The sequence below is a fragment of the Pseudomonas sp. ANT_J28 genome (assembly GCF_008370005.1).
Classification (GTDB): domain Bacteria; phylum Pseudomonadota; class Gammaproteobacteria; order Pseudomonadales; family Pseudomonadaceae; genus Aquipseudomonas; species Aquipseudomonas frigoris.
Genome location: NZ_VOBM01000002.1, coordinates 23,340 through 47,216 on the forward strand (window position 1 = coordinate 23,340; position 23,877 = coordinate 47,216).

The 23,877-nt window shown below is 60.1% G+C and carries 24 protein-coding genes; 10 read left to right on the forward strand and 14 right to left on the reverse strand.

What is annotated here, in order from left to right:
• Positions 1-5 precede the first annotated feature (5 nt).
• The 7 genes from mltB to FQ187_RS01170 all read left to right on the forward strand — a co-directional run bounded on the left by mltB (position 6) and on the right by FQ187_RS01170 (position 6,521).
• Positions 6-1,016, forward strand: coding sequence for a lytic murein transglycosylase B (gene mltB, locus FQ187_RS01140; RefSeq protein WP_149628091.1), 1,011 nt, complete (start codon positions 6-8; stop codon positions 1,014-1,016).
• Positions 1,016-2,026, forward strand: a complete 1,011-nt coding sequence (locus tag FQ187_RS01145; protein WP_149628092.1) for a septal ring lytic transglycosylase RlpA family protein — start codon at positions 1,016-1,018, stop codon at positions 2,024-2,026. Before mltB ends, FQ187_RS01145 begins: the two co-directional genes overlap by 1 nt.
• A 181-nt stretch (positions 2,027-2,207) precedes the next feature.
• Entirely contained in the window at positions 2,208-3,365 is a 1,158-nt protein-coding gene (locus FQ187_RS01150; protein ID WP_149628093.1) for a D-alanyl-D-alanine carboxypeptidase family protein, read from the forward strand.
• Between the two features lie 80 nt (positions 3,366-3,445).
• Positions 3,446-3,721 (forward strand): DUF493 domain-containing protein, encoded by a 276-nt coding sequence (locus FQ187_RS01155; protein WP_129440902.1) that lies wholly within the window; start codon positions 3,446-3,448, stop codon positions 3,719-3,721.
• Positions 3,721-4,368, forward strand: coding sequence for a lipoyl(octanoyl) transferase LipB (gene lipB / locus FQ187_RS01160; protein ID WP_149628094.1), 648 nt, complete (start codon positions 3,721-3,723; stop codon positions 4,366-4,368). Before FQ187_RS01155 ends, lipB begins: the two co-directional genes overlap by 1 nt.
• A 1-nt stretch (position 4,369) precedes the next feature.
• Positions 4,370-5,395: a lipoyl synthase gene (gene lipA, locus FQ187_RS01165; protein ID WP_131063091.1), complete on the forward strand. Its 1,026-nt coding sequence runs from the start codon at positions 4,370-4,372 to the stop codon at positions 5,393-5,395.
• Between the two features lie 175 nt (positions 5,396-5,570).
• The gene (locus tag FQ187_RS01170) at positions 5,571-6,521 is read left to right on the forward strand and encodes an LD-carboxypeptidase (RefSeq protein WP_149628095.1); all 951 of its coding nucleotides are present in this window, start codon (positions 5,571-5,573) and stop codon (positions 6,519-6,521) included.
• A 113-nt stretch (positions 6,522-6,634) separates the two neighbouring features.
• Here the strand turns inward: FQ187_RS01170 and FQ187_RS01175 are convergent, their stop codons facing one another.
• The 5 genes from FQ187_RS01175 to leuS all read right to left on the reverse strand — a co-directional run bounded on the left by FQ187_RS01175 (position 6,635) and on the right by leuS (position 12,676).
• Positions 6,635-7,957 (reverse strand): lytic murein transglycosylase, encoded by a 1,323-nt coding sequence (locus FQ187_RS01175; RefSeq protein WP_149628096.1) that lies wholly within the window; start codon positions 7,955-7,957, stop codon positions 6,635-6,637.
• Positions 7,958-8,019: 62 nt separating this feature from the next.
• Entirely contained in the window at positions 8,020-8,184 is a 165-nt protein-coding gene (gene arfA, locus FQ187_RS01180; protein WP_008152840.1) for an alternative ribosome rescue factor ArfA, read from the reverse strand.
• A 114-nt stretch (positions 8,185-8,298) separates the two neighbouring features.
• Complete coding sequence (gene holA, locus FQ187_RS01185) at positions 8,299-9,336, reverse strand: DNA polymerase III subunit delta (protein ID WP_008152842.1); 1,038 nt, start codon at positions 9,334-9,336, stop codon at positions 8,299-8,301.
• Between the two features lie 39 nt (positions 9,337-9,375).
• The gene (gene lptE, locus FQ187_RS01190) at positions 9,376-9,981 is read right to left on the reverse strand and encodes an LPS assembly lipoprotein LptE (protein ID WP_149628097.1); all 606 of its coding nucleotides are present in this window, start codon (positions 9,979-9,981) and stop codon (positions 9,376-9,378) included.
• A gap of 88 nt (positions 9,982-10,069) precedes the next feature.
• The gene (gene leuS, locus FQ187_RS01195) at positions 10,070-12,676 is read right to left on the reverse strand and encodes a leucine--tRNA ligase (protein ID WP_149628098.1); all 2,607 of its coding nucleotides are present in this window, start codon (positions 12,674-12,676) and stop codon (positions 10,070-10,072) included.
• A gap of 279 nt (positions 12,677-12,955) precedes the next feature.
• Here leuS and FQ187_RS01200 point away from each other — a divergent pair, with 279 nt between their 5' ends.
• Together FQ187_RS01200 and FQ187_RS01205 are read left to right on the forward strand one after the other, a co-directional pair.
• The gene (locus FQ187_RS01200) at positions 12,956-13,276 is read left to right on the forward strand and encodes a hypothetical protein (protein WP_149628099.1); all 321 of its coding nucleotides are present in this window, start codon (positions 12,956-12,958) and stop codon (positions 13,274-13,276) included.
• Between the two features lie 108 nt (positions 13,277-13,384).
• The gene (locus FQ187_RS01205; RefSeq protein ID WP_149628100.1) at positions 13,385-14,146 is read left to right on the forward strand and encodes a YdcF family protein; all 762 of its coding nucleotides are present in this window, start codon (positions 13,385-13,387) and stop codon (positions 14,144-14,146) included.
• 53 nt (positions 14,147-14,199) lie between these two features.
• On the opposite strand, the gene lnt is transcribed toward FQ187_RS01205, so the two are convergent.
• The 5 genes from lnt to miaB form a co-directional block, all read right to left on the reverse strand.
• Entirely contained in the window at positions 14,200-15,723 is a 1,524-nt protein-coding gene (lnt, locus tag FQ187_RS01210; RefSeq protein ID WP_149628101.1) for an apolipoprotein N-acyltransferase, read from the reverse strand.
• Positions 15,724-15,731: 8 nt separating this feature from the next.
• Complete coding sequence (locus FQ187_RS01215; protein WP_149628102.1) at positions 15,732-16,571, reverse strand: HlyC/CorC family transporter; 840 nt, start codon at positions 16,569-16,571, stop codon at positions 15,732-15,734.
• A gap of 5 nt (positions 16,572-16,576) precedes the next feature.
• Positions 16,577-17,071: an rRNA maturation RNase YbeY gene (gene ybeY / locus FQ187_RS01220; RefSeq protein ID WP_149628103.1), complete on the reverse strand. Its 495-nt coding sequence runs from the start codon at positions 17,069-17,071 to the stop codon at positions 16,577-16,579.
• On the reverse strand, positions 17,064-18,068 hold the full coding sequence (locus tag FQ187_RS01225; protein WP_149628104.1) for a PhoH family protein: 1,005 nt from the start codon (positions 18,066-18,068) through the stop codon (positions 17,064-17,066). Before FQ187_RS01225 ends, ybeY begins: the two co-directional genes overlap by 8 nt.
• Positions 18,069-18,274: 206 nt before the next feature.
• Positions 18,275-19,603, reverse strand: a complete 1,329-nt coding sequence (gene miaB / locus FQ187_RS01230; protein ID WP_178122656.1) for a tRNA (N6-isopentenyl adenosine(37)-C2)-methylthiotransferase MiaB — start codon at positions 19,601-19,603, stop codon at positions 18,275-18,277.
• Between the two features lie 134 nt (positions 19,604-19,737).
• Between miaB and FQ187_RS01235 the strand changes: the two genes are divergently transcribed.
• Positions 19,738-20,067 (forward strand): DUF1820 family protein, encoded by a 330-nt coding sequence (locus FQ187_RS01235; protein WP_007894425.1) that lies wholly within the window; start codon positions 19,738-19,740, stop codon positions 20,065-20,067.
• Positions 20,068-20,180: 113 nt separating this feature from the next.
• On the opposite strand, the gene FQ187_RS01240 is transcribed toward FQ187_RS01235, so the two are convergent.
• The 4 genes from FQ187_RS01240 to FQ187_RS01255 form a co-directional block, all read right to left on the reverse strand.
• Positions 20,181-20,735 (reverse strand): tetratricopeptide repeat protein, encoded by a 555-nt coding sequence (locus FQ187_RS01240; RefSeq protein WP_149628106.1) that lies wholly within the window; start codon positions 20,733-20,735, stop codon positions 20,181-20,183.
• A 224-nt stretch (positions 20,736-20,959) separates the two neighbouring features.
• Positions 20,960-22,243, reverse strand: a complete 1,284-nt coding sequence (gene hemL / locus FQ187_RS01245) for a glutamate-1-semialdehyde 2,1-aminomutase (RefSeq protein WP_149628107.1) — start codon at positions 22,241-22,243, stop codon at positions 20,960-20,962.
• A gap of 29 nt (positions 22,244-22,272) precedes the next feature.
• On the reverse strand, positions 22,273-22,896 hold the full coding sequence (thiE, locus tag FQ187_RS01250) for a thiamine phosphate synthase (protein ID WP_149628108.1): 624 nt from the start codon (positions 22,894-22,896) through the stop codon (positions 22,273-22,275).
• 32 nt (positions 22,897-22,928) lie between these two features.
• The gene (locus FQ187_RS01255) at positions 22,929-23,726 is read right to left on the reverse strand and encodes a hydroxymethylpyrimidine/phosphomethylpyrimidine kinase (RefSeq protein ID WP_033054181.1); all 798 of its coding nucleotides are present in this window, start codon (positions 23,724-23,726) and stop codon (positions 22,929-22,931) included.
• Positions 23,727-23,877 lie beyond the last annotated feature (151 nt).

Genomic DNA, 23,877 nt, shown 5'->3' on the forward strand with positions numbered 1-23,877 from the left:
TTTCAATGCAAGTAATGCGTGGCTGGGCGACTCGATATGCGCCATGGGTCGGCCTGGTAAGCATCCTTGGCACAGCGCAGGAAGCGTTGGCCGGCGATTACGAAGGCTCACCGCAGGTGGCCGAATTCGTCGGTGAAATGACCCGCGACTACGGTTTTGCCGGTGAACAGCTGATGAGCGTGTTCCGCGAAGCCGAGCGCAAGCAGTCGATTCTGGACGCGATCTCGAAACCGGCCGAGCGGGTCAAGCAGTGGAACGAGTATCGCCCGATGTTCATCACCGACGCGCGCATCGCCCGTGGTGTGGACTTCTGGCGTCAGCACGAGGCGGTACTGGCCCGTGCCGAGCAGGAATACGGCGTGCCGGCGCAGGTTATTGTTTCGATCATCGGCGTTGAGACCTTTTTCGGCCGTAATACCGGCAATTTTCGGGTAATCGACGCCTTGTCGACCCTGGGTTTCGACTATCCTCCCCGTGCCGAATTTTTCCGCAAGGAATTGCGTGAGTTCCTGTTGCTGGCCCGGGAAGAGCAGGTCGATCCGCTGACCCTCAAAGGCTCGTACGCCGGCGCCATGGGCTTGCCGCAGTTCATGCCGAGCAGCTTTCGCGCCTATGCGGTGGATTTTGACGGTGACGGCCACATTAATATCTGGACCAATCCGGACGATGCCATTGGCAGCGTCGCCAGTTATTTCAAGCGTCACGGCTGGGTCGCCGGCGAACCGGTGGTCAGCCGCGCCGATGTGCGTGGCGATCAGGTGGACGAAGGTTTGACCACGGGCATCGAACCGACTAAAACCGTCGGGGAGTTGCGGGCGCTGGGGTGGTCAAGTCATGATGCGCTGCGCGATGATATGCCGGTCACGGCTTTCCGCCTGGAAGGTGACAATGGCCCCGAATATTGGATGGGCCTGACGAATTTTTACGCAATCACGCGTTATAACCGCAGCGTGATGTACGCCATGGCCGTACATCAACTGTCTGAACAGCTGGTCCAAGCACGGGGCGTCAAGTAATGCGGGCATTGCCTATGAATAAACCCCTGAAGCTGATGGCATTCGCCGCGTTGGCGGTGCTGGTCGCCAGTTGTTCGACGAGCCGTGCGCCGACCCAAAAGTCTTCCACCGCCGTGCGCGCAGCGCCAGGCCTGGACATCAACCGTGCGCACAAAGATGGCGCGCCGTGGTGGGACGTCGATGTATCGCGCATCCCGGATGCCACGCCGACCCTGCACAGCGGCCCTTATAAAGCCAACCCGTACACCGTGCTGGGCAAGACCTACTTCCCGCTACAAGAATCCAAGACCTACGTCGCCTCGGGCACGGCGTCCTGGTATGGCACCAAGTTTCATGGACAGAACACCGCCAACGGGGAGGTATACGACCTGTACGGCATGAGTGCCGCCCACAAGACATTGCCACTGCCGAGTTACGTTCGGGTGACCAACCTGGACAACAACAAGACCGTGATATTGCGGGTCAACGACCGCGGGCCGTTCTACTCGGACCGGATCATCGACTTGTCCTACGCCGCCGCCAAGAAGCTCGGTTATGCCGAAACCGGCACGGCACGGGTCAAGGTCGAAGGCATCGACCCGCAGCAATGGTGGGCAGCCAAAGGCCGTCCGGCGCCTTTGATGCTCAACGAGCCGCAAGTAGCGCAAAATGCCGCGCCGACAATTACCGCCTCTGCGGGGACTGTCGAGCAATGGACACCACCGCCGCAGCAACACGCCGCGGCCGTAGTGCCTGTTCAGCTTGATGCAAAAAAAAACGCTTCTGTACCAGCCTCTGGCCAGTATCTGCAGGTGGGCGCGTTCGCCAACCCGGACGCTGCAGAACTCCTGAGATCGAAGCTCAGCGGGATGGTGAGCGCTCCGGTGTTCATCAGCTCGATCGTGCGCAATCAACAGACCCTGCACCGGGTGCGCCTGGGGCCGATCGGCTCGCCGGGTGAAATCCAGCAAGTGCAGAACAGCGTGCGACTGGCCAATCTCGGTTCGCCGAGCGTGGTCACTGCCGAGTAATACGTAGTACTTGATTGACGGTTCGCTTGCGGTTTGGGGGGTGGACCTGGTTGTTGGCTCGTTGAAGAACAAAAGCCCGGCAAGGGTTCTGAGTGAACAACTGAACACGCGACAGCTCGTTAGAAAGCTGTCTGATTAGTTTTGCCCTTGGGCAGTTTCCATTAGCGATTTCGAGAGACGGATGAACATCACCACCTTTGCCAAACGCCTGTGCCTGCTAGTCCCGCTGCTCCTCTCGCCTGCCGCTTTCGCGGTCGAGATGATGCCGTCGCCACCGCAACTGGCCGCCAAAGCCTACGTACTCATGGACGCCAGCAGCGGCAACGTGCTGGTAGAGAACAATGGTGACCAGCGTCTGCCGCCGGCCAGCCTGACCAAGCTGATGACCGCGTACATCGCGACCCTGGAAATCCGTCGTGGCCAGATCGGCGAAAACGATCCGGTGACCGTCAGCGAAAACGCCTGGCGTACCGGCGGTTCGCGGATGTTCATCAAGGTCGGCTCGCAAGTCACGGTCAGCGACCTGCTGCACGGCATCATCATTCAGTCGGGCAACGACGCCAGTGTTGCGCTCTCCGAGCACATCGCCGGCAGCGAAGACGCCTTCGCTGACATGATGAACAAAACCGTGGCCGATCTGGGCATGACCAATAGCCACTTCATGAACCCGACCGGTCTGCCGAACCCTGAGCACTACTCGTCGGCTCACGACATGGCGGTGCTGGCTCGCGCGATCATCCACGAAGACCCGGCTCACTACGCGATCTACTCGCAGAAAGAGTTCTTCTGGAACGGCATCAAGCAACCTAACCGTAACCTGCTGCTGTGGCGCGACAAGACGGTTGACGGTCTGAAAACCGGCCACACCGACGAAGCCGGCTACTGCATGGTGTCTTCGGCTGTACGTGATGGCATGCGCCTGATTGCCGTGGTGTTCGGCACCAGCAGCGAAGTGGCTCGCGCCTCCGAAACCCAGAAGCTGTTGACCTACGGTTTCCGCTTCTTCGAAACCCAGACGTTCTATCAGAAAGGCGCTGAGCTGGCTCAGGCTCCTGTCTGGAAAGGCACCACCAATCAAGTCAAGGCCGGCCTGGCTGAAGACCTGACCATGACCCTGCCAAAAGGCCAGCTGAAAAAGCTCGCTGCCAGCATGACCATGAACCCGCAACTGGTTGCGCCAATCGCCAAGGGCGACGTAATCGGTAAAGTCGAAGTGAAACTGGACGACAAAGTGGTGCACAGCGCCGACCTGATCGCCCTGGACGCTGTCGAGGAGGGTGGTATCTTCCGTCGCATGTGGGATAGCATCCGTCTATTCTTCTACGGCTTGTTCAACTGAATTAGTGTGGACTTGCATGGCCCTGTTCCAATCTGGAACGGGGCCATGTCCGTTGCCACGGCTTACGAGGCCGTTACGCCATGACAGACAACGAAGTAAAGGCGCCAAAGATCGAATTCCCCTGCGCGGATTACCCTATCAAGGTGATCGGCGATACCGGCGTGGGCTTCAAGGACAAGATCATCGCGATCCTTGAGAAACACGCGACCGTTGACCACAAGACCCTGGCCGAGCGCCAGAGTACCAACGGCAAGTACACGACCATTCAGCTGCACATCATCGCCACCGGTCAAGAACAGCTGTACGACATCAACAGCGAGTTGCGGGCTACCGGTTTCGTGCACATGGTGCTGTGATGTCTGGCACGCTGGGCTTTCGCGAGCTCGGCCAGATGGCTTACGAGCCGGTCTGGCATGCCATGCAACGCTTTACCAACGAGCGCGGCAGCGATGCCGCGGACGAGATCTGGCTGGTCGAGCATCCGCCGGTGTTCACCCAGGGGCAGGCCGGCAAGGCTGAGCACTTGCTACTCCCGGGAGATATTCCGGTAGTAAAGGTTGATCGCGGTGGTCAAGTGACTTATCACGGTCCCGGCCAATTGGTGGCGTACCTGTTGCTCGATGTGCGCAAGCTGGGCTTCGGCGTGCGTGACCTGGTCAGCCGAATGGAACAATGCCTGATCGAGTTGCTGGCCAGCTACGGCGTGACCGCAGTGGCCAAGCCTGATGCTCCGGGTGTCTACGTCAATGGGGCGAAAATCGCTTCTCTGGGTCTGCGGATCCGCCACGGTTGCTCCTTTCATGGCCTGGCCCTGAACGTGGACATGGACCTGGAACCGTTTCGACGGATTAATCCCTGCGGCTACGCCGGGCTGGCGATGACCCAGCTGCGCGATCACGCAGGATCGATTGAATTTGCCGAGGTAAGTGCCCGGCTGCGCGCGCAGCTCGTCAAACACCTCGACTATGCTGAGCAGACGACCCTAACGGGCGGAATCGACTGATATGACTACTGATGCAGTGCAAACCATGATCCCGACGCTGGATGTCACCGAGCGTCCGGCCCCGCGTGCCAAGGTTGAAGCCGGCGTGAAGCTGCGCGGCGCCGAGAAGGTTGCACGTATCCCGGTGAAGATCATTCCGACCACCGAACTGCCGAAGAAACCTGACTGGATTCGCGTGCGTATCCCGGTTTCCCCGGAAGTCGACCGCATCAAGGCCCTGCTGCGCAAACACAAGCTGCACAGTGTCTGCGAAGAGGCGTCCTGCCCGAACCTGGGCGAATGTTTCTCGGGCGGCACCGCGACCTTCATGATCATGGGCGACATCTGCACCCGTCGCTGCCCGTTCTGCGACGTTGGACACGGTCGGCCGAAGCCACTGGACGTCAACGAGCCGGAAAGCCTGGCCATCGCCATCGCTGACCTGAAACTCAAGTACGTGGTGATCACCTCGGTTGACCGCGACGACCTGCGTGATGGCGGTGCCCAGCACTTTGCCGATTGCATCCGCGAGATCCGCAAACTGTCGCCGAACGTTCAGCTCGAAACCCTGGTCCCGGACTACCGTGGCCGTATGGACGTTGCGCTGGAAATCACCGCTGCCGAGCCGCCGGATGTGTTCAACCACAACCTGGAAACCGTGCCGCGCCTGTACAAGGCTGCGCGTCCGGGTTCGGATTACCAGTGGTCGCTGACCCTGCTGCAACGCTTCAAGCAGATGATGCCGCACATTCCGACCAAGTCCGGCCTGATGCTGGGTCTTGGCGAGACTGACGAAGAAGTGATCGAAGTCATGAAGCGCATGCGCGAACACGACATCGACATGCTGACCCTGGGCCAGTACCTGCAACCGTCCCGCAGCCACTTGCCGGTCCAGCGTTTCGTGCACCCGGACGTGTTCGCCTGGTTTGCCGAGGAAGGCTACAAGATGGGCTTCAAGAACGTCGCTTCCGGCCCGTTGGTGCGCTCGTCGTACCATGCCGACGAGCAAGCGAAGCTGGTAAAAGCCGAGTTGATGTCGTCTTTGTGATTTGCCGGTGACTTAAAAACGCCCGCACGGCTTTTCAGGCCTTGCGGGCGTTTTTTTGCCTTGCCTACGTCCAGCAGAGGCTTTTCCTGCAATGCGCGGCGCAACTGACCCTCTTCTGTTTGTCCCCGTTCCTGACTACTGTGTGCTTGACGCTTTCACGCAGGGAGATTCATGGATGACCGTTCGACCGACTCACACACTCTGTCCTCACGCACCCGTTCCGGCCTTGCCGTCGGAAGGTCTGATTGGCGTCATCGCGCCTGCCGGTCCCGCAGCGCTGGATACCGATAAGGCAATCGGCTGGATGCGCGCTCGCGGATATTCACTGCGGGTTTTCCCCGGCGTGTACGAGAAGGATGATTACCTGGCCGGCAGTGATGATGTACGGCTCAATGACCTGCACGCAGCGTTCGCCGACAGTGAGGTCGACGCCATCATTTGCTTGCGTGGGGGTTACGGTACGCCGCGGTTGCTCGATCGCATCGACTTTGAGCTGCTGCGCAACAATGCCAAGCCGTTCATCGGCTACAGCGACATCACCGCGCTGCACTTGGCGATCAGCCGTTATGCGGGCTTCGTGACCTTTCATGGCCCGATGCTCAACGCCGACCTGCTAGGTGACAAGCAAAAACCTACCGAGTCTTCGTTCTTCAACATGCTCAGAGGACAGGTGAAGGCTGGGAGCGTGCTGCCGCATCCGGTGGCCTACCCGTTGACCACAATCGAGCCTGGTATCGCTCACGGGCGCTTGCTGGGAGGCAATCTGTCGATAATCGCCGCGACCATGGGCACGCCGTATGAGATGGATGCCGAGAGCGTCATCCTGTTCATCGAGGACATCAACGAGCCGCTGTATCGCATCGACCGGCTGCTGACCCATCTGCGCCTGGCCGGCAAACTGAAGAAGCTGCGTGGGGTTCTGGTGGGGGATGTGGCGGGGGTTGGTACGGTTTCTCTGGAGCGCTTGCTCAAGCAGACCTTTGCGCCTTTGCGGATACCGGTGTTGTCCGGTTGGCGCAGCGGGCATTGCGATCCGAACCTGACGTTGCCGATGGGCGCGCTGGTGAGGCTGGATGCGGGGAGCAAGGAATTGGTGTTGGAGCAGGATGTGGTCGTCAGGCGCTAGATAGTGGTTGCTTATTAGTCAGTCTTCGCGAGCAAGCCCGCTCCCACAGGGGATACGCGGTGCCAATGTGGGAGCGGGTTTGCTCGCGAAGGCGGCATCCGCCATACGGCTGACTATCGGTTACGCAGTCCTTCGAGCAACTTGTGCGTCGGATACCCATCCGCCGGCCAGCCAAACGACTGCTGGGCGCTGCGGATCGCCTTGCGGGTGTTGGCGCCGATAATGCCGTCGGCGTTGCCTGCGTCATAGTTCTGCGCGCTCAGCAAGCTTTGCAGTTCGATCCGCTCGGTACGGCTCAGCGGCAAATCATCTTTCGGCCACGTGCCGTTGATCAGGCCGGTGCCGTTGAAACGCTCGGACAACAGGCTTACGGCCAGGGCGTAAGACGACGAGTTGTTGTACTTGAGGATCGCGCGGAAGTTGTCGAGGACCAGGAACGCCGGGCCACGGTAACCGGCCGGCAGCAGCAGGGCGGCTGACAGGTTTTCGGAGCCTGCCGGAACCTGGCCGCCATTGGGCAGGGTGACGCCCAGTTGCAGCCATTCAGCGACGCTCTTGCGAATCGTGCCATCGGCCAGGACGTAGTTGAAACTGCCCGGCAGCTGCACTTCAAAGCCCCACGGCTGGCCTTTCTGCCAGCCCGAGCTTTGCAGGTAGTGCGCCGTCGAGGCCAGCGCGTCGGCCGGGCTGCCCCATATGTCGCGGCGGCCGTCGCCATCGAAGTCCACTGCGTGGGTGTTATAGGTGGTCGGGATGAACTGGGTCTGGCCCATGGCGCCGGCCCAGGAGCCAAGCATTTTCTCAGGCTCGATATCACCCTGTTGCAGGATCTGCAGGGCGGCGATCAGTTGCGCGTGGGCAAAGCCGGGACGCCGGCCTTCGTAGGCCAGGGTCGCCAGGGAATTAATCACCGACTTGTTGCCCTGGAACTGCCCGAAGTTACTTTCCATGCCCCACACCGAGACCAGTGCCTGACGATCGACGCCATAGCGCTGTTCGATGCTTTGCAGGATGTCGGCGTACTGGCTGACCAGCGTCTGACCTTTGCGTACCCGCAGCGGCGAAAGGGCGCCGTCGAGGTATTCCCATACCGGGCGGGAGAACTCTGGTTGGCTGCGATCAGCACGAATCACGCTGGCGTCGAAGCTGACATTGGCGAAGGCGCGGTCGAACAGGTCGGCGCGGATACCGGCGGCCAGAGCGTCCTTGCGGAAACCCGCCTGCCATTCGGCGAAGGTCTGGGTGGGCTGGATGTCGAGGTTTTCACCGGTCGGAACCACGGGCGGAATGACCGCAGGAGCTGTCGCGACGGGAAGGGTCTGAAGCGGCTTGGCGTCGGCTGCGGTGGGTTTTTCCGCGCAGGCAACAAGCAAAATGAGGCTGGAGGCAGCGATCAGTTGGCGCAGGGGCCAACGACGGGAAATACAAAGGGGCATGCACGGGTCCAGGGAGTACGAATCAGGTGCAGACCTTAACATGTTGAGCGAGCGCTTGCCTTTCAGGCCGCCAGAAAGTAAGAAGCCTCCCAGCTATTAGACTGGAAGGCTTCGCGGCGGTAGCTGCCTTTGCCCTTGCCGGCTGGTTCCTGACGGCTGCGGAACAGAGGCTGGGCGATGATGGATTTGGCCTTGTTCGGGCCATTTTTGGATGGCTTTTTGCTCATGATCGGATCTCTCGATTGAGTGGGTTTTGCGGGGGGAAATAATCTGCCGAAGTTGGGGATCTGTCTATAGGGCAGTTGGATGTGTGTTGTGTAGGAAAGCAGGATCTTTTGATCTTATTCAGCGGGCAAAGACAATCTCTGCCCGGCCATCAACAACGACAACCGACTCAAACTCATCCACGGTGAACCGGCCGCCTGGCCTTTGATCTGTGCGTCGATGCGCTGAGCTTCCAGCAATAGCTGTGCCCAGCGTTGCGCCGAGTAGCGTTGCAAGGCTTTGCTCATCAGCGGTTTGCGTTTGTCCCAGACCGGCGGTCGGGCAGAGCTGAAGGCTTTGTCCAGTGGCACGCCCTGGCTGTACTGCAGTGACAGGTTGGCCAGCAGGCGCAGCTCCCGGGCCAGCGCCCACAGAATCACTGGCGGTTCGACGCCTTCACCGCGCAGCCCTTCGAGCATGCGCAGGGCATGAGCTGCTTCACCATTGAGAATCGCATCGGTCAGGCCAAAGACATCAAAGCGCGCACTGTCGGCCACCGCCGCTTGCACGGTTTCGACGGTGATCTGACCACCTTCGGCCATCAGTTTGAGCTTTTCGATTTCCTGGGCAGCCGCCAGCAGGTTGCCTTCGACCCGTGCGGCGATCAGTTCGACGGCGTCCTGGCTGGCGGAAAGCCCGGCCTGGGACAACCGTTGACGGATCCAGCTCGGCAACTGGTTGGCCTCTATCGGCCAGATTTGCACGAACTGAGTCTGCTGACCTTCGACCAGCGCCTTGCCCCACTTGGTTTTCTGCGCACTGCCATCGAGTTTCGGGAGGCTGATCAGCAGCACCGTGTCTTCGGCGGGCCGTGAACAGTACTCGATAAACGCGGCAGCGCCTTTGTCACCGGGTTTGCCGGACGGCAGACGCAGTTCCAGCAGGCGCTTTTCGGCGAACAGCGACATGCTCGCGCCGGCTTGCAGCAACGTTCCCCAGTCGAAACTGGCGTCGGCGGCGAAGACCTGGCGCTCGTCGAATCCCTGTTGGCGGGCGGCGGCACGAATGGCGTCGGCGGCCTCCTGACACAGCAGTGGGTCATCGCCACTGATGATGTAGACCGGCGCGAGGGCACCTTGCAGGTGTTTGGCGAGTTGGGCGGGGGCGAGTTTCATAGGCGAGGGCGAACGGGGCGCCTGAGCGCCCCGTAAGTCTTACTGCTGCGGCAGTTGGATTGGCGACTGACGCGGAGTGTTCGCTTCAGCCTTCTGCGCTGCTTCCAGGGCCGCGGCTTCAGCCTTGGCACGGGCTTCGGCAGTCTGTTGCAGCTGATCCAGCTGGGTTGGCGTGAGCTGTTGCAGGCGCAGCATCATCCGTTGAACCAGTTCACGACGGGTTTCCTTGCGGGCGTCGTTGCCTTCCTGGTCGGAACCCACCAGGTTGTTGCCGTCGTGCATGAAGACCTTCTGCACTTCGAGCTTGTCGCTCAGCAGCGACAGGTCGCGCCCACCACGGATATCGTAGTTCAGCACTGTAGTCACCTGATACTCGCCAGTGCGACCGGCACCTGCGTAGCTGAGGATGCGCTGGCTTTCCTGCTCATCGGTCAGCACCAGTTTGTAGGGGGCGCCGCTGTAAACCTTGACGCCGCTGCTTTCGAGTACCTGGCGCAGTTGAGTCACGGTTTCGCCGTAGGCGTTACGGGCACTCAGGTCGAGTTCCTTGATCGCCAGTTCATTGGTGCCGGTGCCGCGCAGCTGGAAACCGCAGGCGCTCAACAGGACCGCAAGGCCCATCACCAGCAAATTGCGTTTGATCATCTTGTTGCTCCCCTTGAAACCATGTGGGCCGATCTTACGGCCCGAAAGGTTTTACTCGGCGCCAGGCATGACCTGGCGCCTGATCCAATTAGCTGGCGACGATATTGACCAGTTTCCCGGGCACTACGATCACTTTACGAATGGTCAGACCGTCGACAAAGCGCAGCACGTTCTCGTTGGCCCGTGCGGCGGCTTCGACTTCTTCGCGGCTGGCGCTGGCGGGCATTTCGATGTGGCCGCGCAGCTTGCCGTTGACCTGGATGACCAGTTGCAGGCTGTCCTGCACCAACGCGCTTTCGTCCAGCACCGGCCAAGCGGCGTCGATCACCGGATCGGCGTGACCCAGGCGATGCCACAGCTCATGGCTGATGTGCGGAGTGATTGGCGCCAGCAGCAGGACCACGGTTTCCAGACCTTCGTGAACCAGCGCGCGATCCTGTTCGGTGCCTTGCGGGGCTTTTTCCAGCACGTTCATCAGCGTCATCACCTGGGCGATGGCGGTGTTGAATTTGTGGTTCTGGCCGACGTCGTGGCTGGCCTGCTTGATGGCCTGGTGGATCGAACGGCGAATGGCTTTCTGCTCGTCATTCAGGCCGGCGACGTCCAGTTTGCCCGGCAGGCCCTGAGTAACGTGCGCTTGAGCCAGGCGCCAGACGCGTTTGAGGAAACGGTGCGAACCCTCGACGCCGGAGTCGGACCATTCGGCGCTCATGTCAGGTGGCGAGGCGAACATCATGAACAGGCGGCAGGTGTCTGCGCCGAACTGATCGATCATCGACTGTGGGTCAACGCCGTTGTTCTTTGACTTGGCCATCTTCTCGGTGCCGCCGATTTCCACCGGCAGGCCGTCCGCGATCAGCTTGGCGCTAATTACCTTGGCTTTGCTGTCGCGTTCGAGTTCGACATCCGCCGGGTTGAACCAGGTGTAAGCGCCATTGGCTTCGCGACGATAGTAAGTCTCGGCGATCACCATGCCCTGGGTCAGCAGGTTCTTGAACGGCTCGTTAGAGCTCACCAGGCCTTCGTCGCGCATCAGCTTGTGGAAGAAGCGCGCGTACAGCAGGTGAAGAATGGCGTGTTCGATACCGCCAATGTACTGATCAACCGGCAGCCAGTGGTCGGCCGCCGCTTTTTCCACCAGGCCGCCTTCATAGTGCGGGGAGGCGTAACGGGCGTAGTACCACGAGGACTCGACGAAGGTGTCCATGGTGTCGGTTTCACGCTTGGCCGGTGCGCCGCATTTCGGGCAGCTGCACTCGTAGAACTCAGGCATGCGCGCCAATGGCGAACCGGCGCCATCCGGCACGACGTCTTCCGGCAGTACCACGGGCAATTGATCTTCCGGGACCGGCACATCACCGCAGGTGTTGCAGTGGATGATCGGGATCGGGCAGCCCCAGTAGCGCTGACGGCTGATGCCCCAGTCGCGCAGACGGAACTGGGTGCGCGAGGCGCCGAGGTTCTTCTTGATCAGCGCGACTTCGATGGCGTCGAAAGCGCCCGCGAAGTCGAGGCCGTCAAACTCGCCGGAATTGATCAGCGTGCCGTGTTCGCCATAAGCGTCTTGCCATGGCGACGGGTTGGTGTCGCCGGAGCTGGTGCGCACTACCGACTTGATCGGCAGGTTGTATTTGGTGGCGAATTCGAAATCACGTTCGTCGTGAGCCGGAACCGCCATCACTGCGCCGTCGCCGTAGTGCATCAGCACATAGTTGGCGACCCACACCGGGAGTTTCTCACCGGTCAGCGGATGCTCGACGAACAGCGAAGTACGCAGGCCTTTTTTCTCTTGAGTGGCGACGTCGGCTTCGGCGACGCTGCCGCCCTTGCATTCAGCGATGAACGCTTGCAGCTCAGGGTTGTTCTGCGCGGCAAGGGTCGCCAGATGGTGTTCGGCGGCTACAGCAACGTAGGTCGCGCCCATCAGGGTATCCGGACGGGTAGTGAAGACTTTCAGTACGCCGCTTTCGCCGATGGAATCGACGTTGTACGGGAACTGCACTTCCATGCCGCGGGATTTGCCGATCCAGTTGCGCTGCATGGTCTTGACCTGTTCAGGCCAGCCAGTCAGTTCGTCGAGGCTCTCCAGCAGCTCATCCGCGTAAGCGGTGATCTTGAAGTAGTACATCGGAATTTCGCGCTTTTCGATCAGCGCGCCGGAACGCCAGCCGCGACCGTCGATCACCTGTTCGTTGGCCAGAACGGTCTGATCGACCGGGTCCCAGTTCACGGTGCCGTTTTTTTTGTAAATCACGCCTTTTTCGAACAGGCGAGTGAACAGCCATTGTTCCCAACGGTAGTAATCAGGCTTGCAGGTGGTGACTTCGCGGGACCAGTCCACCGCGAGGCCCAGGCTTCGCAGCTGGTTTTTCATGTAGGCGATGTTTTCGTAGGTCCACTTGGCGGGCGCTACGTTGTTCTTCATCGCGGCGTTTTCCGCCGGCATGCCGAAGGCATCCCAGCCCATGGGTTGCAGGACGTTCTTGCCTTGCATGCGCTGGTAGCGGGAGATCACGTCGCCGATGGTGTAGTTGCGCACGTGCCCCATGTGTAGCTTGCCGCTGGGGTAAGGAAACATCGACAGGCAGTAGAAAGTCTCCTTGCCTGGCTGTTCACTGACTTCAAAGGACTTTTGCTCGTCCCAGAACGACTGGGCGGCGGCTTCGATTTCACGGGGCTGATATTGTTCGTGCATGGCTACTTTTGAACTGAATAGGGGTGGCCTAATCCTCTTCAATGCAACGCTGGACGGTGATCGCGCCAAATCGGCGTTTCGCTGCCCAAACGAGCTGGAAGTGGAGTTACAGGAAGCGCCGTAGCATACATGACCGCACTCTACCGAGGGAAACCCTGATTACTGCTGCGGGTCGCCCAAAAACCGCTGCGAGGGCCGTTGGTCGCAGCACTTAGCCGGTTTGTTCATGGAAGCTAAGCTCTAAATGGGGAGTGAGTCTTATCTTCAATGAGGTGAGGGATGGTTGAGTCACGGCGAAAAGTTACAAAACCGGAGCTGTACGAAAGACTGATCGATCGTCTGGGAATGGCCCTGGACGCGGCAAAAACCGCTGACCGGTTACGCGATGAACGTCCACTGGAACTGGAATTGCGTGGCTTGAGCCCCGCAGAGTTTGCACTGGTCAAGGCGTATCTCGATCGCAGTGAACGTGAGACACACGGATGCTTGTCAGAAGCAGTGAAGCAACTCGACGCACCACGTTCGGCCAAGATCATCTGGCTCAAGGACAAGGTTCCCGGCAGGGACGCGGTAAAGGTCCGGTCTTTGCAAGTCAAGTAAGGACACTGGAAGTAATGTCTGATGTATTTGTGAAGCATAGTCCTTCCGTATTTGTTGTCGCATTGCGTCAACCCACTTAGGCTTCGGGCATCTTTTTGGAGATGCTCGATGCCTTTTCGATATTTCGTTAAACAACTCCTGTTGCCGCCCGGCATTCTGTTGCTGCTGTTGCTGCTTGCCTGGTGGTTGCGCCGCTCAAGACCGCGCCTCGCCGGGTTGTGCTTTACGTTGGGCGTGGGAGGCTTCTGGCTGATGAGCTTGCCGGTGGTGGTGCAGTGGGGCGCCAAGGCGCTGGAACGTGAAGCGCCGCTGGCCCGCGACGGTTGGGCAACGCTGAGTCAGCGTGCCGATGCGATCGTGGTGCTTGGTTCGGGGCGTGAGCGGGGCGATCTCGCATGGGGCGCTGATCAGCCAACGGGCGTGGGCCTGGAACGCGAGCGCTATGCGGCGCGGCTGGCCAAGGCTTCCGGTTTGCCGATTCTAACCAGTGGAGGCCTGCATTACGGCACCCCGCCGACCGAAGCGAAGTTGATGGCGGACTCGTTGCGTGACGATTTCGGCATGGCAGTGCGCTGGGAAGAAGGGCGCAGTCGCACGACTTGGGAGAACGCGCAGTTCAGCGCGCAAGTGTTGTTGCCGGAAGGGATCAAGCGCGTGGTCGTCGTGACTCAGGCCTGGCACATGCCGCGAGCGGTCTGGAGTTTCAAAAAGGCAGGACTTGAAGTGGTGCCGGCGCCGGTGGGGTTTTTAGGCGTGGACAACGCCCGGCCACTGGGGGGCTGGATGCCGGAATTCAAGTCGATCTGGCAGAGCGGGCAGTTGTTGAATGAGGCGGTGGGGCAGGTGGGGTATTCACTTTTTTACCGCTGAAGTTCGGTCGTTCCCACGCGGACGGTTCGACGCCTCGACGTGGGAACGATCATTTAGACAGTCTTGGCCATCCGACTTGCGATCAACGCCCAACCAAACAGCAACACGCAAACAATGATCAGCGGCCACGAACGCCATTCCAGATAAGGCGTCAGGTTGTGCATGGGCACCACTTCACCGTACAAAATGCCACGCTCGAACTGCGGGATCTGGACAGTGATCTGGCCGAACGGGTTGATCAAACCGGTCACGCCGTTGTTGGTGGCGCGGATCATCCAGCGACCGGCTTCCAGCGCGCGCATTTGCGCCATCTGCAAGTGTTGCAGCGGGCCGATGGATGTGCCGAACCAGGTGTCATTGCTGATGGTCAGCAGCAGATCGCTACGCGCCGCAAGGCTGGCGGCGAATTCCGGGTAAACCACTTCGTAGCAGATGAACGGCGCAATCTGATAACCCTTCGCTTGCAGCATGGCCTGATCGGCGGGGCCGCGGGCAAAATCCGACATCGGCAGATCGAAGAAAGCGATCAGCCCGCGCAGCACGTCCTGCAACGGCACGTATTCGCCAAACGGCACCAGCTTCTGTTTGAGGTAAGTGCCATCGCCTTCGCCCACGACGGTGATGCCGTTGTAGAAACGCTTCTGGTGATGGACTTCCTCGCGAATCGGCACGCCGGTAATCAGCGCGGACTTACGCTCTGCAGCGAAGCTTCCCATCATGTTCAGGTAGCCCTCGGCGGACTCCTTGAGCACCGGGATGGCCGTTTCCGGCCAGATCAGCAAGTCGACCCGTTTCGAGCTCAAGCTCATGTCACGGTACAACGCCAACTGCGCATTGAGCTGCGCCGGGTCCCACTTCATGCTCTGTTCAATGTTGCCCTGAATCGCCGCGACACTCAGCGGATCACCCGCCGGGGTTGTCCAGGCGTGTTCCTTGAGCGCCATGCCGGCCACCCAAGGGCCGACCAACAGCAGCGCGCCTGCGGCGATGAAACCTTTGCGACCCGTACGCGCCAGGCGCAACGCGTTGTAGATCAGCGCGGCCGTCAGGGCCAGGGTGAAGGAAATCAGCCACATTCCGCCCACTGGCGCGAGCCCGGCCAGCGGGCCGTCGAGCTGGCTGTAGCCGGAATAAAGCCACGGGAAACCGGTCAGGAACCAGCCGCGAAAGGCTTCCTGACCGACCCACAACGCCGCAAACGCCAGGGCGTCGGCCAACGGCGCTTCGTTACGGCGCAACCAGCGCGCCCAGATCCAGGCGGGCAGGGCGAAGAACCAGGCAATCGCCGCCGTGAAGATCAGCATCAGGAAGCCGGCCAGCAGCACCGAAGCGCCGCCGAAGTGGTGAATGCTGTAGTAGATCCAACTGGTGCCAGCGCCAAACAGGCCGAAACCGAAACACCAGCCACGGCCCAGGGCCTGACGTGGGTTCAGCTCGCGTAAGCCGGCATAGAAGAAACCGACCGCCAGCAACGCCAACGGCCAGATATCGAACGGCGCCAGGGCCAGGGTGGTGAGTGCGCCGGCCGCCACGGCCAGCAGGTTACCGGGCCAGCCGGGGCGGGTTACGCGGAGCATGTCAATCCTTAACGGGCAATGGGTGTCAGGCGCAGCAGGTGAATCCGACGGCTGTCGGCGTTCAGGATGCGGAAGCGATAAGGGCCGATTTCAGTGATTTCGTTGCGTTTTGGCAAGTGCCCGAACGCGCTCATCACCAGACCGCCGACAGTGTCGAATTCGTCATCGGAGAATTGGCTGTCGAAGAACTCGTTGAAGTTCTCGATCGGCGTCAGGGCCTTGATCAGGAAATCACCGCTGGGCAGCGGCTTGATGTAGCTGTCTTCTTCGACGTCATGCTCGTCTTCGATGTCGCCGACGATCTGTTCCAGCACGTCTTCGATGGTCACCAGGCCGGCCACACCGCCGTATTCGTCAATGACGATAGCCATGTGATTGTGGTTGGCGCGGAACTCGCGCAGCAGCACATTCAGACGCTTGGACTCGGGCACGAACGTGGCCGGGCGCAGCAGGTCCTTGATGTTGAAGCTGTCGCCATTCTCCTTGAGGATCAACGGCAGCAAGTCCTTGGCCAGCAACACGCCCATCACGTCATCGTGGCTTTCGCCGATCACCGGGTAGCGGGAGTGGGCCGAGTCGACCACGGAAGGCAGGAACTCGCGGGGTATCTGGGTCGCCTTGATGCTGATCATCTGCGATCGCGGGACCATGATGTCCCGTACTTGCAGGTCAGCAACCTGGATGGCGCCTTCGACGATGGCCAGCGCTTCGCTGTCCAGCAACTTGTTTTGGTGTGCATCGCGCAGCAGCTCCAGCAGCTCCTGGCGGTTCTTCGGCTCGTGGGCAAAAGCCTGGGTGAGCTTACCCAACCATGACTTTTGCCCGTTGCTCGATCGATCTTCGCTCATAGCGATTACTCTGAATCCTTTGTTGTAACGATAGGGGATGTGTCTGTTTCGTCGTCCGCATACGGGTCGGGATAGCCCAACTCTGCAAGCAACGTTCGTTCCAGTGCTTCCATTTCTTCGGCTTCATCGTCATCTATATGGTCGTAACCCAACAGATGCAAGCAGCCGTGAATGACCAGATGAGCCCAATGGGCCTTGAGTGCCTTGCCTTGTTCGGCTGCTTCGCGCTCGACCACCGCCACGCAGATCACCAGATCGCCCAGCAGCGGGATGTCGAGAAACTCGTCGGGCACATCGGCAGGAAACGACAAGACGTTAGTGGCGTAATCCTTTTGCCGCCAGGTGTGGTTCAGCTCGCGACCTTCGGCTTCATCTACCAAACGGATGGTCATTTCGGAGTCGGCTGTGCGCTGGCGCAGAGCCAGTTCGCACCATTGGCGGAACTCGGCTTCGCTTGGGGCAGGCGCTTCGGTAGCCAGTTGCAGATCAAGCTCAAGCATCGCGGCGGCTATCCTTCGGGGCTTCATCGGCCACGCGATTCTCGAAGCGCTCATAGGCTTCGACGATGCGCTGCACCAATGGATGGCGCACAACGTCTTTTGGCTTGAAATGGGTGAAGCTGATGCCCGGCACATCTTTGAGCACTTCGATCACATGGTGCAGCCCGGACTTGGTGCCCTTCGGCAGGTCGACCTGGGTGATGTCACCGGTGATGACTGCTGTGGAGCCGAAGCCGATTCGGGTCAGGAACATCTTCATTTGCTCGACGGTCGTGTTCTGGCTTTCGTCGAGGATGATGAAGCTGTTGTTCAAGGTGCGACCGCGCATGTAGGCCAGCGGCGCAACTTCGATCACCTGACGCTCGATCAGCTTGGCGACGTGTTCGAAGCCGAGCATTTCGTAGAGTGCATCGTAGAGCGGGCGCAGGTACGGGTCGATCTTCTGCGACAAGTCACCGGGCAGGAAGCCGAGCTTTTCGCCCGCTTCAACCGCCGGACGCACCAGCAGGATGCGGCGAATCTGCTCGCGTTCCAGCGCGTCTACTGCGCAGGCAACAGCCAGATAAGTCTTGCCGGTACCGGCCGGGCCGATGCCGAAATTGATGTCGTTACCGAGGATTTCCTTCACATAGCGCAACTGATTCAAGCCGCGAGGGCGAATCATGCCTTTTTTGGTGCGCAGGGCGACGGAAGGTTCGGAGGGGGAGACGTTGTCCAGCTCTTCGACGGCCGATTCCTGCAGGAACAGGTGAACCATGTCCGGCGACAGCTCGGTACCCTTGGTTTCCCGGTACAGGCGGCGCAGGAGGTTTTCCGCGGAGGTGGTGTGCTTTGGCTCGCCGATCAGTTCGAACTGGTTTCCGCGATTGCGGATCTCGATGGTCAGGCGCTGTTCGATCAAGCGCAGATGCTCGTCGAATTGCCCGCACAGATTGGCGAAGCGGCGAGCTTCAAAAGGCTCGAGGATAAAACGATGTGGTTCTATGGGTGCGTTCAAGGTCGTATTTAGCCGCCCTGGGGCAATTAAGATGCAATCAAGGATAACGCCAGTGGCCTGGGTGCGAAAGCTCTTATACAGACCAATGTTGAACACCTTCCCCTTTGGGAGCGAGCTTGCTCGCGATGACGGTCTGGCATTCAACATTTAAGTTGTCTGAGCTGGCGCCATCGCGAGCAAGCTCGCTCCCACAGGGTAATGAGTTGTTATTGGATCAGCGAGCCGCGTAGCGAGTGCGGCTGAGCAGCATCAATGTGCACATCGGCGAACTGACCAATCAAGGTCGGATTGTCGCAGCGGAAATTGACGATACGGTTATTCTCGGTCCGGCCTTGCAGTTCGCCGGGGTCTTTTTTCGAATAATCGGTCACCAGGATCCGCTGGATCGAACCGACCATTTGTCGGCTGATCTCGAAACCTTGCTGGTTCAGGCGATGTTGCAGGGCGTTCAGGCGTTCTTTTTTCAGCTCTTCCGGCGTTTCGTCGGCCAGATCGGCAGCTGGAGTACCCGGACGCTGGCTATAGACGAACGAGTAGGAGAAGTCGAAACCGACGTCTTCGATCAGCTTCATGGTCTGTTGGAAGTCTTTTTCGGTCTCGCCCGGGAAGCCGACGATGAAGTCCGAGCTGATGCAGATCCCCGGCACGGCAGCACGTAGCTTGCGCAGTTTGGATTTGTATTCCAGCGCGGTGTGGTTGCGCTTCATCGCCGCCAGGATTCGGTCCGAGCCCGATTGCACCGGCAAGTGCAGGTGTTTGACCAGTTCCGGCACGTCGGCGTGTGCCTGGATCAGGCTGTCGGAGAACTCCAGCGGGTGTGAGGTGGTGTAGCGGATGCGGTCGATGCCATCGACGGCGGCGACGACGCGGATCAGTTCGGCCAGGTCAGCCAAACGACCGTCATGCGTGGTCCCGCGATAGCCATTGACGTTCTGCCCCAGCAAGGTCACTTCGCGCACGCCGTTTTCGGCCAGGTGGATGATCTCGGCGATCACGTCATCGAAGGGGCGGCTGACTTCTTCACCACGGGTGTAAGGCACCACGCAGAAGGTGCAGTACTTGCTGCAACCTTCCATCACCGACACAAAAGCGCTTGGGCCATCGATACGCGGCTCGGGCAAGTGGTCGAATTTTTCGATTTCCGGAAACGAGACGTCGACTTGCGGCAGCTTGGTAGCGCGGGCGGCGTCGATCATTTCCGGCAGGCGGTGCAGGGTCTGCGGACCGAAGACCACGTCCACGTAAGGGGCGCGGTCGCGAATTGCAGCGCCTTCCTGGCTGGCCACGCAACCGCCAACGGCGATGACCATGTCCGGGTTTGCCAGTTTCAGTTCGCGCCAGCGACCGAGTTGGGAATACACCCGGTCCTGGGCGCGTTCGCGGATCGAGCAGGTATTGAGCAGGATCACGTCGGCATCTTCAGCGCGAGCGGTGACTTCCAGGGCCTGATGTTCGCCCAGCAGATCGACCATGCGCGAGCTGTCGTACTCGTTCATCTGGCAACCGTGGGTTTCGATGTAAAGCTTCTTGGCCATGGACAGAGTCATCACGTGATTCAAAGAACCGCGCATTATAGGGAACATGACCCAAGGTTCCTACCGCTGTGCGTCCGGAGGCTATGCTATAGTTCGCGCCCTCATTTTTATCCCCGATGTGTTGCTCGCCCACCATGACCAAACGTGAAGCTCCAATCTACAAGGTGATTTTCCTCAATCAGGGCCAGGTGTACGAAATGTATGCCAAGCAGATCTATCAAAGTGATCTGTGGGGCTTCCTGGAAGTGGAAGAGTTCGTCTTTGGCGAGCGCACGCAAGTGGTCGTCGATCCGAGCGAAGAGAAGCTCAAGGCTCAGTTCGAAGGCGTTGTGCGCAGCTTTGTGCCGATGCATTCGATCGTGCGGATCGACGAGGTCGAGCGCCTCGGCACGCCAAAAATCAGCGAAGCCCGCGGCGCGGTCGGCAATGTCATGCCGTTTCCGATGCCGATGCCTGAGAAGTAAGCCTCAAGACCGAGTTGCCCCCTTCGCGAGCAAGCCCGCGCATTTGATTTGTGTACGACGCAGATCAAATGTGGGGCTTGCTCGCGAAGGGGGCAGAAAGATCGAAGCAGAATTCAAGGCAGTGGCGAAAACGGCGTACGCCCATCGGCGCTCTGCAATTCCATCAGGTACTTGCGGAAGATTTGCCCCAGTACCTGGGTAGCTACTTCCAGTTCTTCGCGGGGCATTTTCTCGGCGACTTCGTCGGCGGTGTCCAATGCTTCTTCAGCGCCATTGACCGCAGCCATTTTCAGCACGATATACGCCTGAACGTTATTGGCCGGTACGCCTTCGCCGTGGAAGAACATGGAGCCGAGTTTGAATTGCGCCTGAGCATGGCCTTGCAACGAGGCCTTTTCGAAGTAGCTCAGGGCTTTTTTGAGGTCGCGCGGCGTATTTTTGCCGTCGTAGTAGAACTCACCCAACTCGTATTGCGCTTGCGCATCCCCTTCATCCGACGCTTTCTGGCAGGCGGCGAGCGCCTGTGCCAGGTCTTGCGGCTGAGTATTGAGGGTGCAACGACCCATCGCTGGGATTAACAACGAGTTGCCGCCCGCTTGTGCGAGCGCGAGCAGGGGCTGAAGGAGCAACAGGCAGCCCAATGCAAGGGCGCGGCCGGTGCGGTTCATGGGAATCGACTTACCTCTGAAGGGCGCGCGGACCCGTCGAGGGATCCAATAAGCGCGCATTATGAAATAAGCAGGGCCAACCTTACAAAGTCTTTACTCGTTTTTCTGCTGCGCGGGGAATATATCGCCCACTTTGCTGGGGATTTTGAGCAGAAGCGTAGGAATAAGGGCGGAAATACAGGTGAAAGCTGACGCTGGCAACCGCCAACGTCAGCGGCACAGCGTTATTTCAATGCAGCAAATGCGCGCTCGGCGGCATCCAGCGTCAGTTTCAGCTCGGTTTCGCCGTGGGCGATCGAGGTGAAGCCGGCTTCGAAGGCGCTCGGCGCCAGGTACACGCCGCCTTCGAGCATCAGGTGGAAGAAGCGCCCGAACAGGGCGGCGTCGCTGGCCATCACGTCATCGAAGGTCACGATGTCGTCGGCGCCGCTGAAGTACAGACCGAACATGCCGCCGGCCTGTGTAGTCACGAACGGAATGCCCGCGGCATCGGCGCGTTGTTGCAGGCCATCGAGCAGGCGGCTGGTGTAGTCAGTCAACTCTGCGTGGAAACCCGGGCGGCTGATCAGGCGCAGGGTCGTCAGGCCGGCAGCCATGGCCAGCGGGTTACCCGACAAGGTGCCCGCCTGATAGACCGGGCCCAGTGGCGCGATGTGCGACATGATTTCGCGCTTGCCGCCGAAGCAGCCAACCGGCATGCCGCCACCGATGATTTTGCCGAAGGTGGTCAGGTCAGGTGTCACGCCGTAGTGGGCTTGTGCACCGCCAAGGGCGACACGGAAACCGGTCATCACTTCGTCGAAGATCAGCACCACGCCGTGCTTGTCGCACAGATTCCGCAGGCCTTCGAGGAAGCCCGGCGCCGGTGGCACGCAGTTCATGTTGCCGGCCACTGGCTCGACGATGATGCACGCCACGTCCTGGCCGACTTCGGCGAGCATGGTTTCTACGGCGTCGATGTCGTTGAACGGCAGGGTCAGGGTGTGTTTGGCGAAGGCCGCCGGCACACCGGCCGAGCTCGGCACGCCTTGGGTCAGGGCGCCGGAGCCGGCCTTGACCAGCAGACTGTCGGAGTGACCGTGGTAGCAGCCTTCGAACTTGATGATGCTGTCGCGGCCGGTGAAACCACGGGCCAGACGGATCGCACTCATGGTTGCTTCGGTGCCGGAGCTGACCATGCGCACCATTTCCATCGACGGCACGATCGAGCAGACCAGATCCGCCATCTGGGTTTCCATCTCGGTCGGCGCGCCGTAGGACAATCCGTGCTCAAGCTGTTTGCGCACGGCGTCCAGCACGTCCGGGTGGCTGTGGCCGAGAATCATCGGCCCCCAGGAACCGACGTAATCCACATAACGCTTGTTGTCTTCGTCGGTGACGTAGGCGCCTTCCGCGTGTTTGAAGAACAACGGCGTGCCACCAACGCTTTTGAATGCGCGAACAGGCGAGTTCACGCCACCGGGAATGTGTTTCTGGGCATTGGCAAACAGCGTTTCGGAACGAGACATGATTTGGTTCTCAAAGTCAGACTAGCTTTTTAAATATGAAGCAATTCGTTAAATGCGCGGGCGCGGCGTGTCACTTCAGTCGTGCTCTCGGCGCCAAACAGGCCATGGACCACCGCCAGCAGATCGACCCCGTGGGCCACCAGGGGCTCGGCGTTTTCCAAGGTGATGCCGCCAATCGCGCAGATCGGCAGGTGCAGTTTGCTGCGGGCCTGGTCGAGCAATTCGAGGCTGCAAGTCGGTGCGCCGGGTTTGGTGTTGGAGTTGAAGAAACGACCGAAAGCGACGTAACTGGCGCCTTCCTTGGCCGCTTGCTCGGCGAGTTCGAGTTGCGCGTGGCAGGTCGAGCCGATGATCGCCTGGCGACCGAGCAGTGCCCGAACCGGCATCAGCGGGCCATCGGTCTGGCCCAGGTGCACGCCGACGTTCAGGCGTGCAGCGAGTTCGGCATCGTCGTTGATGATCAACTGGGTCTTGTAGCGTTCACACAGATCGCGCAAGGCTTCGGCCTCGCGCAGGCGGCGGGCCTCGTCGCTGCTCTTGTCGCGGTATTGCAGCAGGGTGACGCCGCCTTCCAGCGCCGCCTCCACGTACGAAAGAAATTTACCTGCCAGCAGTTGGCTATCGGTAATGGCGTACAGGCCACGTAGCTTCATCGGGCAATCCTTTTTGCTTTACGCATGGACAGTTACGAACAGAAATCCAGCGGCAGGCGGCGCGGCACGAACTGGCCTTTGCCCAACTGCTCCGCATCACGCAGGGTGCGCCACGTGTAGTTAAGCGCGGTCTGCACGGCACTGGCGAGATTTTCACCGAGGGCCAGACGACCGGCGAGGGCACTGGCCAGCGTGCAACCGGAGCCGTGATAACTGCCGGGCAAGCGCTGGCAGGTGAAGGTTTCGCGGTGACCGTCGCGGCTATACAGGCGATTGTGGATTTCGTGTTCATCGCCATGGCCGCCAGTGATCAGCAGGTGTTTGACGAATGGCAGGAGTTTTTCAGCGCACTCGTCCGCGGTGCCTTCGGGCAGTTCGGCGAGGATGCGGGCTTCGGGAAGGTTTGGGGTGGCGATGATCGACAGAGGCAGCAGGCGTTCGCGCATGGCGTAGCCGACTTCGTCCTTGCCCAGGCGTCCGCCGCCACCGGCGCGCAGCACCGGGTCGCAGACCACCGGCAAATGCGGGTGCGCCGAGAGCAGTTCGACTACGGTGTCGACCATTTCCAGGGAACCGAGCATGCCCAGTTTGACGGCAGCGACTTCGGAATCGTTGAGCACGGCATTGGCCTGAGCCAACACCCACTCGCGGTCGAGGACGCGGAAGTCCGTGACGTTGACCGTGTCTTGCACGGTCAGGGCGGTGACGGCCGGGGCCGCATGACAACCCTGAGCGAGCAGGGCTTCGATATCTGCCTGCAAGCCGGCGCCACCACTTGGGTCGTGGCCGGAGAGACAGAGGACAACGGGGCGAGAGCTGTAGATATTCATGGTGCGCGAGCTTACCACCAGTCGACCGACGAGTCATGACGGTCCATGTAGCAGCTGCCGAAGGCTGCGTTCGGCTGCGCAGCAGTCGTCAAACCGGCATCCACAATTTACCTGAAACACCGTTGTGCCTGATTTCACGACTGCTGCGCAG